The organism is Wolbachia endosymbiont (group B) of Cyclophora punctaria (genome assembly GCF_964028235.1).
In the GTDB taxonomy this organism is placed as follows: domain Bacteria; phylum Pseudomonadota; class Alphaproteobacteria; order Rickettsiales; family Anaplasmataceae; genus Wolbachia.
On the sequence record NZ_OZ034749.1, the window covers coordinates 1122606 to 1134918 of the forward strand.

At 33.5% G+C, this 12313-nt stretch carries 12 protein-coding genes and 1 pseudogene; 5 read left to right on the plus strand and 8 right to left on the minus strand.

Annotation, left to right across the window (positions count from 1 at the left end; genetic code table 11):
- Position 1 precedes the first annotated feature (1 nt).
- On the minus strand, positions 2-2092 hold the full coding sequence (locus ABWU33_RS05390; RefSeq protein WP_250119956.1) for a heme lyase CcmF/NrfE family subunit: 2091 nt from the start codon (positions 2090-2092) through the stop codon (positions 2-4).
- A gap of 146 nt (positions 2093-2238) precedes the next feature.
- On the opposite strand from ABWU33_RS05390, the gene ABWU33_RS05395 reads away from it, so the two are divergent.
- Positions 2239-3063 carry a hypothetical protein gene (locus ABWU33_RS05395; protein ID WP_353280524.1) on the plus strand — a complete coding sequence of 275 codons (825 nt, stop codon included), beginning with the start codon at positions 2239-2241 and terminating at the stop codon, positions 3061-3063.
- A 48-nt stretch (positions 3064-3111) separates the two neighbouring features.
- On the opposite strand, the gene tnpA is transcribed toward ABWU33_RS05395, so the two are convergent.
- Positions 3112-3549 (minus strand): IS200/IS605 family transposase, encoded by a 438-nt coding sequence (gene tnpA / locus ABWU33_RS05400; protein WP_265024376.1) that lies wholly within the window; start codon positions 3547-3549, stop codon positions 3112-3114.
- Between the two features lie 214 nt (positions 3550-3763).
- Between tnpA and ABWU33_RS05405 the strand changes: the two genes are divergently transcribed.
- Positions 3764-4072: a hypothetical protein gene (locus ABWU33_RS05405; RefSeq protein WP_353280526.1), complete on the plus strand. Its 309-nt coding sequence runs from the start codon at positions 3764-3766 to the stop codon at positions 4070-4072.
- A 222-nt stretch (positions 4073-4294) separates the two neighbouring features.
- On the opposite strand, the gene radC is transcribed toward ABWU33_RS05405, so the two are convergent.
- Positions 4295-4975 (minus strand): RadC family protein, encoded by a 681-nt coding sequence (radC, locus tag ABWU33_RS05410; RefSeq protein WP_211908145.1) that lies wholly within the window; start codon positions 4973-4975, stop codon positions 4295-4297.
- Between the two features lie 686 nt (positions 4976-5661).
- Here radC and ABWU33_RS05415 point away from each other — a divergent pair.
- Positions 5662-6768, plus strand: a complete 1107-nt coding sequence (locus tag ABWU33_RS05415) for a D-alanyl-D-alanine carboxypeptidase family protein (protein ID WP_250119957.1) — start codon at positions 5662-5664, stop codon at positions 6766-6768.
- Between the two features lie 32 nt (positions 6769-6800).
- Here ABWU33_RS05415 and rmuC read toward each other — a convergent pair whose 3' ends face one another.
- The 4 genes and pseudogenes from rmuC to ABWU33_RS05435 all read right to left on the minus strand — a co-directional run.
- Complete coding sequence (gene rmuC / locus ABWU33_RS05420; RefSeq protein ID WP_211908142.1) at positions 6801-8141, minus strand: DNA recombination protein RmuC; 1341 nt, start codon at positions 8139-8141, stop codon at positions 6801-6803.
- 263 nt (positions 8142-8404) lie between these two features.
- Positions 8405-9565 (minus strand): porin, encoded by a 1161-nt coding sequence (locus tag ABWU33_RS05425; protein WP_211908140.1) that lies wholly within the window; start codon positions 9563-9565, stop codon positions 8405-8407.
- A 100-nt stretch (positions 9566-9665) separates the two neighbouring features.
- Entirely contained in the window at positions 9666-10469 is an 804-nt protein-coding gene (locus ABWU33_RS05430; RefSeq protein ID WP_250119958.1) for a hypothetical protein, read from the minus strand.
- Positions 10470-10589: 120 nt separating this feature from the next.
- A pseudogene (locus tag ABWU33_RS05435) lies at positions 10590-11093 on the minus strand (DNA-processing protein DprA); the annotation flags it as partial.
- A gap of 61 nt (positions 11094-11154) precedes the next feature.
- Between ABWU33_RS05435 and ABWU33_RS05440 the strand changes: the two are divergent.
- Positions 11155-11532, plus strand: coding sequence for a ferredoxin family protein (locus ABWU33_RS05440; protein WP_211908136.1), 378 nt, complete (start codon positions 11155-11157; stop codon positions 11530-11532).
- 80 nt (positions 11533-11612) lie between these two features.
- On the opposite strand, the gene ABWU33_RS05445 is transcribed toward ABWU33_RS05440, so the two are convergent.
- Positions 11613-11828, minus strand: a complete 216-nt coding sequence (locus ABWU33_RS05445; RefSeq protein WP_211908134.1) for a hypothetical protein — start codon at positions 11826-11828, stop codon at positions 11613-11615.
- Positions 11829-11973: 145 nt separating this feature from the next.
- Between ABWU33_RS05445 and ABWU33_RS05450 the strand changes: the two genes are divergently transcribed.
- The gene (locus ABWU33_RS05450) at positions 11974-12201 is read left to right on the plus strand and encodes a hypothetical protein (protein ID WP_211908132.1); all 228 of its coding nucleotides are present in this window, start codon (positions 11974-11976) and stop codon (positions 12199-12201) included.
- Positions 12202-12313: the final 112 nt, after the last annotated feature.

The window sequence follows — 12313 nt, forward strand, 5'->3', positions numbered from 1 at the left end:
TTTATGATACTGAAGGAACTACTTTTTTGCTAGAAGGCAAAGCAGCAAGGAGCGAACCAAAAGCGATAAGAAAGGATCCAAGCCAGATTATAGACATTCCAGGTTTATAGTGCACTTTAGCTGCGATTTTGCTCTTACTCTTATCAATCTCTCCAATTACAACATAAATATCAGAAAATAAATTGTGGTAGATACTGCTTTCAACATTTTTCTGACCTTCCGCAAGGTAAAATCTATATTCAGGAGTTACTTCACCTAATATCTTATTATTCAGCAAATTCCTGATATCCATTGTACCCCTCACTGCATGGAAATTTTTTTCTTTTATTAGCTCAATATTTCGTAAAGTAACTTTAAATTTATTGACTGTTATGCTGTCTCCTATTCCCAAGTAGTTTTCTTTTTTCTCCTGCCAACCAACTGAATAAGATATACCAAGCACTAGAATTGCCACTCCAGCATGAGCAAGCATCATTGCATAGTAGGACTTAGAAACTCTTCTTGCTAATAAAATTGATTCACCAAATGCTACCTTAAATAAACAAATTCTTTTACTATATGCTTCTAAAACAAAGATTAATAATGCTATGGAGATGGTAATTGATAGCACAATCATTAGCTCCATGTGAAAGATAAACGGCAAAATAGCTGCAGCACTACAAAATGAAAATCTATATTCACGGAATATTGGCAATAGACTATTTCCCTGCCAACTGCAGTATTGCCCTATCATGGTGAGCACTAGAATAGCTAGTGCAATAGAGTTAAATAAAGAATTGTAATATGGTGCTCCAACTGAAATTAATTCACCGGTTAAATACTCAAGCACTGTAGGGTATAAAGTGCCAACGAACACGATGAAAAAGGCAGTGATGAATAATAAATTGTTCATCAGCATCATCGTAAGGCGTGAAAAGAATCTTCTACCTTCTGTCACTTGAGTAGCAGATTTCTTTTCAGATTCCAATATCGAATACTGGAAAGATGTGTGATTCTTTCTCGTAAACACTACAAATATTACTAAGCTACTGACTGTAATTACACCAAGTAGAGCTAATATATACAGTCCATATCTTGGGTCATCTGCAAACGTGTGCACTGAGGTAAGTATTCCTGAGCGGACTAGAAATGTTCCAGTCACACTCAATATAAAAGTTGTAAGCGTAAGTAAAATAGTAAAATTCCTTAAAGTATTGAAATTTCGTACAACGAGCAACAAATGTGTCAGCGCCACTGCAATTAGCCACGGCATCAAAGAAACGTTTTCCACTGGATCCCAAAACCAAAATCCACCCCAACCGAGTTCACGATATGCCCACCAGCTACCCAAGCTGATGCCCAAAGTGAGCAGCGACCAAGAAATAAGTACCCAAGGCCTGACAATTTTAGCCCAAACATTTCCTTCAGTATTTAAAATTAATCCAGCTATAGAGAGCGAAAAAGGAACGCTAAATCCAAGGTACCCCAAATATAATACCGGTGGATGAATAGCAAGGCCTATATCCTGCAATATCGGATTAAAACCCAGTCCATCTGTTTCAATGCCTGGCATTTTAGTGAAGGGGCTGGATTCAAGTAAAGTGAACAGTAAAAAACAAAAGCAAATCAAGCCTTGGGTGATAAGAGATATTTTTTTTAATTTACTACCATTAGTTCGTTCTGGTGTCATTCCAGTGCTTGACACTGGAATCCAGTTTTTATTACACTGCCATTTGATGTACTCATTTGCAATTAAATTGTCTGGATCCCAGTGTCTGGGCACTGGGATGACAGAAGGTATATAAATATCCATTAGTAATAAATACATGACAAGCACTAAGGTCCAAAGCAACATAGACCCTTCTTTATTTCCCCAAACACCACAAATCTTATAGATCAAAGGTTTTGTTGTGTGTGAGTGGTAATATACGTTTTCAAGTGAGAAATCATTTTTAATGTGGCAGTAGATCAAAATAGCCATTGATGCTGACACAAAAAAAAATATGGCAGAGGAGACGAATCGGTAAGAACTAAACGGTAGAAACAAATACGTTAAAGATAACAAACAGGCTACCAATAACAATATATTCCCAAATTCAGGCATAAGATTCATATAATGATATTACTAATAATAAATTGGGAGTTAAAGTTTTAATATAGGAACAAAGTTAATCTTCAATTATATTAATAGTAAGTAAAAATTAATCATTAAGCTTTTATACTTTATATTATATAACATTAATATTGTGAGGTAATATTATGGGCACAACTAAGATTAGTGAATTTCTATTCAATATAAAAGGTAAAGTGGCAAAACAACATGCTGAACCAATAATTGAAAAAAATCTCTATACTATTTTAGGATTCAAAGATGTAGAAGATTTAGAACATAAGACAAGTAAGTCCGTTAACAAAAAAATTTGGCAGCTATTTATTGATTGCTTTACAAAGGAAATAGATTATGTAGCAACTAAGCAAGTTGTAAAAAACGTTGTTTGTAATATTGCCAAAAGTGCCCAAGGCAATGCTTTTACTGAAGCTGAAAGCTTAATCTTAAACGAAAAACAAGATAATAAAAAGAGAGAAAGAGCGATTAAAAAAGCTACTAGTATTTTAAAAAAAATCAATCCAGAAAAAGCCTTCAATGAACTTTCAGTAATAAAAAAACAAGCCGAAGATTTTTTACAAACCGATTTTTATAAGGCGCAGAGCAAACCACTGCCAGGATTTGCTACATCTGGTGCGCAGCTTTTTGCGGAAACTTTGAAATATATAGAAACACTAGAAAAATTATCAGAAGTTAAAAAGGAAGATTTAACTAAGAGTTTCCTATTAAATTATATTAGTTCACTGAACAAAAAGTATCCTAAATCACAAGGTAAAAGGGAAGATGCTATACGAATACTATCAAGCGATGAGTTGAAGAATTTTTATAATAAAGGTGTAGAGGAAGGAATACTACAACCGCTGGTATCATATAAAGAATGCAGAAATCTGTATGATAAAATGAGCCAAACAAAGAATGAATGTATAATCAAAAAAGAAGATCAGGTGAAAGCAAGTAACTCAACCACTATCGGCTGAGAGCCGAAAGGTTGGATATAGCGCTGGAAGCGCGGTGAGAAGCTAAAGCTACTCCAATCTTATACTAGATATAGAATGAGGCTGATGTGCATCTGTATGTTTATTGATGTACTCATTAATGACTTCATCTGTGATATGTCCGCTGGTAGCACTAAAGTATCCTCTTCCCCAAAAACGCTTTCCCCAGTACATTTTATTTAGCTCTGGAAATTCTTGTTGAATTTTGCGTGAAGACCTGCCTTTGGCTCTTTGAACAAAATCACTCACAGCTATATGAGGAGGTATTACTACGAATAAATGTAAATGATCTGATGATATTACTCCGTTTTCTATCTTAATCCCCATTTCTTCAGATACTTCTGCTATGATTGTTCGTATTCTCTCCTTCATAGCCTTAGTTAATACTCTGTACCGATATTTTGTAATCCAGACTATATGGTACCTATGATAAAATACAGTGTGTTTTCCTTTGTCATATTCCGTCATAACTATACTTTATAAAGTACAGTTATGACATTGACAAACTAAAGTTTCTCCACCTAGAAGGTGGAGGCTTGTACCATCTTATGGAAAGTCAATAACCAGTATAATTAGTGACATAAAAAAATGTAGAGAAGCAGTCCTTAATTGCAAAAATTTTCAGAGCTCCTACATAAAGGAAAAAGCAGAACACCCATTTAGAGGCACCTCATGTCAAAAAATGATTGATATATATCAAGAGGGAATTGCTGGATATCAGGAAAAAATTCGTCAAAATCTAAACCAAATAAGAGCAATATTAAAAGATACGCCGCAAGATGTGGAAGAATTTAAGGAAATAATCAATTGTGTGCATGAAGCAGAGCAGTATGATGAAATTTTTGATTCGGCTTTAATTTGTTTATCGAACATACAGAATAAGCTAGATATTCAACCAGAAAATTCCCTAACAGAACTCAGAGCTTCACAAATTAACGTTGAAATTGAGCTAACTAGGCTCTGTGAACAAAATATTAGAGTAAGCATGTGAGTGCTTCAACAAAATTCAAAAAACCAATAAAGACCTCATAAGTCTTATCAAAACAGGAGATTTCTAATAGTGGCAAATACCATGTATTTCTTTCAATTTGCCACTATTACGCCACCTAAATCACACATTGTCTTCCAGAAGGAAAATTTTTGTTCCACTGGCAACCACCTCATGTATAGCTTTACTTCCATAATAAGAAAAATGGCAAAAGCAATTTTAGATCTACTCTAATAAAAGCCTATTTTCCTTGAAACTAAAATAGCTACTAAATGTGATAATAATATGATCTATTAATTCTATTCCTATGCTTTTGCAAGCTTCTGCAAGCTGTCTGGTGAGAAACATATCGCTACTTGAAGGTTGTATATCTCCACTTGGGTGATTGTGGGATATTACAATCGATGTTGAGCCAATCAAAAGAGCACGTCTTATGATCTCTCTAACGTAAATAGGAGTTTGATCTATTGTACCAAAGTTCTGCAGATCTTCCGCTATTAGACGATATCTTTTATTCATATAGATGACGCGAAAATTTTCTTTATTAAGGCTTCCTATACTTACTTTTAAATAATCAAGCAAATTTTCCCAGTTATTGATTATAGGTAGGTCCTTTACTTCTTCTCGTGCAGAACGAACAAAAGCCTGTTTAACACAAAAGATAGCAGATATAGCTGCATTACTAACTCCTTCGATATTCTGCAGTGCTTCTAAATCGGCATTAAAAACCTTATTCAAACTGCCGAAAATTTCTATCAAATTCTTTGCTACTGGCTTTACATCAATTCTACTATATGCTGAATATAAAATGTGTTCTAAAATCTCATAATCAAGTAATGATTGTCCGTTATCTGAAATAATTCTCTCTCTTAGGCGCTTTCTATGACCTTTTTTGTAATCTTTCATTATTCATGAATTGCTTATCTCTTATAATAAGAAATTGAATTTTTAAGTAAAATATTTAATAAAATATATGAAGCATAATTGTAAATTTTTGAAGACAGCAAATGAAAGTAGCCCCTCTCTTGTCATCTCCTATTCCCTCCTTCTTGTCATTCAAGTAGCCTCTATCCCAGTGTCCCTTCTATATATCATCCCAGTGCTCCTTCTATGTCATCCCAGTGCTTGACACTGGTTTCTTACCAACAAAAACCTAGCATAACTTTTGTGCTCAAAAAATTTCCAGCATCAAGTGCTGGCCTGAAGCTTTAGCTGTAAATGTTAAGAAATTTACCAAGCGAAAAAAAGGCAAAAAAATCCCCGTGTAACGAGTTTTGACCCTATAATAATGTAAATTGGCGCTGTAATAATGTGCTAACGCTTAAAATAAGCGCGTTTTGGCTGAATGTAGAAAAAATAAAAAAGACATGCAACCGCTATAATTTTTATGTAATTTGCCAATAAATATCTGAGTTTTTTACTGAATTTTTGTTATTGAACCCGCGCGGATCGAAAACAAGGATAAATACTCTTATTGTCATAAGAAGGGGGCTGGCGCAGTTTGTCAAGGAAGTTTTATGCGAGAGATCTATTGAAATGCTCGTGCAAAATCATACTATTAATTAGTACACTATAAATTTAAAATTATAAATATGTTAAGCAAATTAGTAACTTTGCTATTAATTTTTATATTTCCTTTTTACTCATACTCATATCAGTTTAGAACCAAAGCAAAGCAAGCAATTGTCTTAGATTTAGCTTCAGACTCGTTCATTTTTGAACACAATTCCAGGGAAAAAATGGCCCCATCTTCAATGAGCAAATTGATGACTTTATATGTAGCTTTTGATTATCTAAAAGCTGGAATAATAAATATGGAAGATAAATTTCGAGTGAGCAGAAAAGCGTGGGAAAGAAAAGGCTCTTCTATGTTTTTGAAAGAAGGTCAATTTGTTACGGTAAAAGAACTACTTGAAGGAGTTACAATTGCCTCAGGTAATGATGCATGCATAGCGCTAGCCGAGGGTATTGCAGGATCAGAGGAGAATTTTGTTGCTGAAATGAATGAAGTTGCACAAGATTTAAATCTTAATGATAGTCATTTTGTTAACTCAAGCGGGTGGCCAGATGAAAACCATTTTATGAGCGCAAAAGACTTGGTAACACTGGCAAAAAGAATTTTCACCGATTTTCCTGAATACTATGATTTATTCTCTGAACAATATTTGACATATAATGATATTGTACAAAAAAATAAAAATCTTTTACTTTTCCATGATATTGGAGTTGATGGTCTAAAGACAGGTCATACAAGTGCTGGTGGTTATGGCATTATAGCATCTGCAAAACGGAACGATAGGAGAATTTTTGCTGTTGTGAATGGTTTGGACACCGAGAAAGAGCGAATAGAGGAAGCAAAAAGACTAATACAATATTCCTTAAATCATTTTAATACCAAGAAAATATTTGCTAAGGATAGCGTAGTTGAAGAAATAAATATTGTTTATGGAAAAGATAAAAAAGTGCCCGTTACAGTTGCAAACGATGTTACCATAACTTATAACCGCAGATTACATGATAAAATTAAAGTGCGTATTGAGTATAAAGATATGGTACCCGCACCAATTAAAAAAGGTCAAGAAGTGGGCAAAATTTTTGTAGAAATACCTGGTACTGAGCAAAAAACTATACCTGTTTATGCAGCAAATGATGTGCAGGAATTGAGCTATATAAAAAAAATTTTTAGAAAGTTGTTTTAATCAGCAAATGTAAGTTAAGGAGACCTGAAATACTAATCTACTTTCAACCTCTCAGCATGTAAACTGCGTGGTAAAGATTCCAACTCTTTTGCAGCAGTGAGTTCTTTATTTTTTGCATGTATACCAAGCTTATTGAATTCTCGGGCAGCAGGAAACACTCTTGCCTCAAGCGAACCAGCAGTTTTATTGTAATGATCAACAGCACTTTTTAAGCTTCTGCGTAAATTATCAAAATTTTCGCCCATTGTGCAGATTCGCTCATATAAAATATGGCCTAGTTCACTTATTTTCTTTGCATTTTCAGCTATTATCTCTTGCTTCCACCCATAGGCTACTGCCCTAAGTAGCGCGATTAAAGTGATTGGTGTTGCAATAATTACTTTTTTTTCTATTCCAATTTCTATCAAAGCTGGTTCACATTCTAGTGCTGCGCTGAAAACCCCTTCTCCTGTTAAAAAAAGCACCACAAACTCTGGCGTATTTTCAAATTGGTTCCAATATTCCTTTCTGCCTAGATTATTTATATGTTTTTTTATTGCCAGAGAATGATTCTTCAATTTTTCCTTTTGTATCTGTAAATCATTTTGCGACATAGCATCCATGTAAGAATCAAGTGGTACTTTAGCATCTATTATTATTTGCTTTCCTGATGGCATTTTTACTATTAAATCAGGACGTAACAAATTGTCCTCATTTTTATCAATTACTGAGGCTTGAGTAAAAAAATCGCAATATTCAATCATTCCCGCCATCTCTATCACTCTTTTGAGCTGCATTTCACCCCACTTACCTCTAATGTGAGGTTTCCTCAAGGCGTTAGCAAGGCTAGAAGTTTGGTTCATTAATGCTCCAATTTGCTCCCTTAAACCTTCGTAGGCCCCTACCCTCTCTTTCTCTAGCTCACGTATTTCACTGTCGAATTTTTCTAATTTTTCTTTTATTGGAGTGATAACTTCGTTGATCGTTGCTTGCCTTTTTTTGAAGTCACTTTCTGTTTCTTTTAGCTTATTATCGATCACTTCTTTTGCTAAGTTCAGAAAATTATTATTGTTTACCTGAAGAGCATCAAGAGAAAGTGCTTTAAAAGTGTTCGTAAGCCTCTCCTCTGCTTTTGTTAGTAATTCTATTTCCTTTTTCTTTTCTTCACGCTCTTTTTGAAGAATTACTTCAAGTTCTGCGTTCCTCACTTTCAAATCAACTATTTCCTTATTTTTATCTACTAAAGCCTGTTTTGCCTCTTGAAGTTCATGTGCTACTTTAAGTAAATTCTTCTCAAGATTCTCACTAAATTTTCTGTTCTTTCTTACAACAATATAGAGAAATAGTAGTAAAAAAAGGAAATTCAATACAAAAGCTATAGAATTGAAAAGCATCAGAACACAGAAAAAACCGCACTCACAATACTATCTAATTTTTTTATATATAAAAAAGAAAAAAAGAGCACCTGAAGAGATGCGCTTACTGAAGGGCTTGGTTTGCTAATTAATAACCGTTTTCTTCTACACTTGGATTAGTAACAGAATGTCTTTTTATTGAAAATCTTATGTAATAGTTATTTTTATAATATCAAATAGCACATATATTAACAACTCAATTTTACTCTCATTATTACAATACTTACATACCAGTTACTTCACTAAAAACTTAGCTTCAATCCGGCCAAAAGCACATATCCGGAGTTATTATCTTCCACTGCAAGCTCCTTAGTACTAAATCTTACAATATCAAAGTAATATGAAGTACCAACAGCTAATGGATATTCAAGACTGAAAGCCTGTGATGTTAATTCGTTTGTACCTTTGTCTGCAATATCCCTAACACTATTAAAATATGTTAAGCTCACTTTACGAGAATCAGAATGATAAGCAATACCTGCATTTACATAATGCATATTATTTGTTTCATGACTACGCTTCTCACCAGATTTACCACCATTCCCGTACGACAAAATGCAATCAAGTTCAAAAAGCTTTAGTTTCACACCAAAATTCCAGTGTAGTAATTGATTATGACACTGAAGATCGCTAGAATTTTTGTTTGTACAGTCAGTTAAATTTTCCCTTGCAAATTCGCCAGTCAAAGCAGTAGTAAAATTTATTTCATCTGATAGGGCATTTTTATAGGAAAGACCAGCGGCTATTAAATTATTATATTGTAAATTATTTTTACCTGGAACATAACTGAATCCAAGTTGAAAGTTATGAATTTCAGGAGAAATATAGTTTATCATTGGTTGTTTTAACTTCAGCTCTAGTCCATTATAGTCGCTGTAAACATTGGGTTTTACCCAAAATACCTTGTCCTTATCGTACCCAGAGTCATCATCTTTTTTTCCATTACCGCGCAGATTTGCATAGTTTGTCCAATGACCATTTATTCCCCCAGCAGCTGTATAAATTTTTGAAGTGTTAATTAACATACTCTGACTAACTAAACTTCCTTTACCATATTCAAATGATCCAAACTCCTGATTCTTTATGACAAAATACCACTTCTCCATTTCTAACTTTTCTATGTCTAGTGCCTTTAAGTTTGCAATACCAGAAACTCCTGCCTTAACATCAAAACCCATTTTAGTATTTGGATAAACTTGCTGTAAATAAAGCAAGCGCAGGTCTGAATAACTTGAGGTCTTGTCTTTGGTAGAGCTAAAAGAATCTCTATTGAAAGCGTAGCCAAATCTTAAATCTACTTTTCCATCTAGTTCTACATAAGACATCTCCTTATCCAGAATTACCCTAGCGTTAGCACTTCCTCCCACGAGTAATGATAAAAACAGTGTGATTAGTAACCTCATAGGTAAGCTTAAATTCTTAATATAAGCTTAACAGAAATAAAAAACAATCCTTATATTGTGTAGAACTTAGATACTACAAACCAATTAATGACAAAAGCGTTTAAGCATTCTTCACACTATGCTTTTGAATTATATTTCCATAAATAATTGATATACTTGGTAGTTTTCGCTTTAATAACTGCTTATTAATAGCAGAGCGTATACGATTCACTATTTTAGACGTGTTTTTTGTACCACAGTTCATCAAAATAAAAAGTACCTTATTCTCATCAATAAATCCCAAAAAATCATCACTACGGCAATTTTTATAAAAATGCTCTATGATAACGTTCAATGGATCGTTCGTCTCACTCAATTTACTATTGAAGCCTATTATCCCTATAACTGCATTAATTTGATATTCAAAGGCAAAATTTAATACAACATATAACTCAAAAATAGTGGACTCATTGTCTGGTATGTTAAACAAATTGTGGTTTTTATATTTTTTACCTATCAGGTATTTATCCCTAAACATTCCTAGCTTATGAAACAGGCTAATGTCACGTATTAATAGCTCATAATTAATCTTGCTATTAGTAAATTGCGTTGTGCGAAAAACTTTTACCTTTGTTTTTATATCTTCTCCTTTAGCGTCGATTAAAGAAAAGCCTATCACTTTTGGCAATATATCGGGCAAATCGCGCCCATCTTCAGTATACTCCAAATAGCTTTTCATATCTTCAGCTGCTCTTTTACTTAAAATATTGATTAACGGCTTATTAAGTAAATTCTCTTCCTCACATTTTAATAAATTCCTTGCAGCTTGATTGAGTCCCAAGATTAATACGTTCTTTTTCTCATTATCCTGACAAACAGATATCACAGCATCATCTTTCCTTCTTTCAGTTATAAAATCTTCCATATCTTCTCACATATAACGTATTTATAAGTATAATAAGATTGTATTAAAATTCATTTACCCATTAATATACTTGATAAAGTATAGACAAATCGTCATGTTGCTGCATGTTCTAAGTCATGCTACGTCAATTCCGCTTGCTGTAACAGCAATAGTGGGGTAATTTTTGTATATTACACTGTTTGCTGCAGTATCAATCCCTCTTGCAAGACCAGAAATTACGATGAAACCAGCTTCGCTTAAATCGAGTGCCAACTTATTGGCAAAATTTCTTCCATTCATTGAAGAATTACGTCCACCGATTATTGCAATTATCTCACGACTTAATAATGATACATCACCAAGTGTAGTTATTACAGGAGGACAACCAGAGATATTCCTTAAAATTTCAGGGTAATCTGGATCACATGCTGGTGTTATTTTGGCTCCAATTTTTTCTGCATTCTTAATTTCTTCTCGTGCATTTTGAATTCCATAATCCTTGTTAGTCAACTTATTAAGATATTTAAGCACTTCATATAGCGACCCATATGCTCTAAGTATACTAAAGAACTTTACTGGTCCCACAGTTCTAGCCAAGCTTAGCCATATTTCTAATTCTTCGTTATTTAATTTATTTATCTTCATAAAAGGCTTGAATTTCTTATCAATTTAGTGTACCCAAGATAATGTAAATATACAGTGTTTTATGACGCATTTTGTTACAGATAAATGCATAAAATGTAAATATACGGACTGTGTAGAAGTATGTCCCGTTGACTGCTTTTATGAAGGTAAAAATATGCTCGTGATTAACCCAGATGAGTGTATTGATTGTGGAGTATGTATACCTGAGTGTCCAGTGGATGCGATTGTAACTGATGATTCCATAAAAGATATTATAGAACTAGACGAAGGCTTGCTGAACAATGAACAAAAAATCTTTAAATCATTTTACAACATAAACGTAGAATATTCGCAAAAATGGCCAAACATTACAGCTAAAAAGCAACCCCTAGATACAGCAGAAGAGTATAAAGAAAAAAAGGATAAGACAGCTTATTTTGATGAAAATTTAGGGTCATAGAGTACAAAAATAGACTTACATTTTTTTGATTAAATAGACATTGAATTGTAAGCGTCTATTTCATCTGCCATAGACGATAATTATGCACTCTCAAAACGGAGATTGTTTGCAATTTCTACTAATTTCTCACTAATTTGTGAACGAGGTTCAGGCACTGGAAAGAAAGCGTCACATCTAGTCTTGCATAGAGGTTTGTCTGTTTCATTGAACGCCTCTTCACAGTTTTTGTGGCAAATATGAGATAGGTTACGTGCCTGAAACGTTAATGAATTCGAGTTTTGTGTAGGTATAACCATAATATACTCCTAAATTAAAAAACTAACGCCACGGTAGCATTTATGTGTTAATAAAATTGTAATATTTATATCAGCATAATTACTTTCCAGATAAGTTTACTTTCTTGAAAATTTCAGGAAAATATTGTACAATTACTCATGAACTTTGGCAAAACTTACGGCAAATGCTAATGTATCTTTCAGTAAAAAAACTTTACAGCATTTTACTAAACTAGTTGAGCTTACTAAGCAGCCCACTCAAGAATCAGCAGAAAGGTTTTTAATAGATCATGAAATGGAACTATCTGTAGTTGCTGATCAATATGACATTGAAGGTGTAGAAACAGTTGATTACAAAGATGTAAAGTGGAAATCAAGTGGATTACAAAATTAAATTTTTAAAGAATATTACTGAAAAAGATCTTCCAGTTTTACTTGCAATCTGGTGTCTGATCATAAAGGAACCAGTTTGCATGACACCATCTGCAAGTTTCAATATCTGTACA

Excerpts from the sequence above, each read along its gene's own strand:
- ABWU33_RS05390 (WP_250119956.1), bottom strand. The coding sequence starts at position 2,092 with ATGAATCTTATGCCTGAATTTGGGAATATATTGTTATTGGTAGCCTGT.
- ABWU33_RS05395 (WP_353280524.1), top strand. The coding sequence starts at position 2,239 with ATGGGCACAACTAAGATTAGTGAATTTCTATTCAATATAAAAGGTAAA.
- tnpA (WP_265024376.1), bottom strand. The coding sequence starts at position 3,549 with ATGACGGAATATGACAAAGGAAAACACACTGTATTTTATCATAGGTAC.
- ABWU33_RS05405 (WP_353280526.1), top strand. The coding sequence starts at position 3,764 with ATGATTGATATATATCAAGAGGGAATTGCTGGATATCAGGAAAAAATT.
- radC (WP_211908145.1), bottom strand. The coding sequence starts at position 4,975 with ATGAAAGATTACAAAAAAGGTCATAGAAAGCGCCTAAGAGAGAGAATT.
- ABWU33_RS05415 (WP_250119957.1), top strand. The coding sequence starts at position 5,662 with ATGTTAAGCAAATTAGTAACTTTGCTATTAATTTTTATATTTCCTTTT.
- rmuC (WP_211908142.1), bottom strand. The coding sequence starts at position 8,141 with ATGCTTTTCAATTCTATAGCTTTTGTATTGAATTTCCTTTTTTTACTA.
- ABWU33_RS05425 (WP_211908140.1), bottom strand. The coding sequence starts at position 9,565 with ATGAGGTTACTAATCACACTGTTTTTATCATTACTCGTGGGAGGAAGT.
- ABWU33_RS05430 (WP_250119958.1), bottom strand. The coding sequence starts at position 10,469 with ATGGAAGATTTTATAACTGAAAGAAGGAAAGATGATGCTGTGATATCT.
- ABWU33_RS05440 (WP_211908136.1), top strand. The coding sequence starts at position 11,155 with ATGACGCATTTTGTTACAGATAAATGCATAAAATGTAAATATACGGAC.
- ABWU33_RS05445 (WP_211908134.1), bottom strand. The coding sequence starts at position 11,828 with ATGGTTATACCTACACAAAACTCGAATTCATTAACGTTTCAGGCACGT.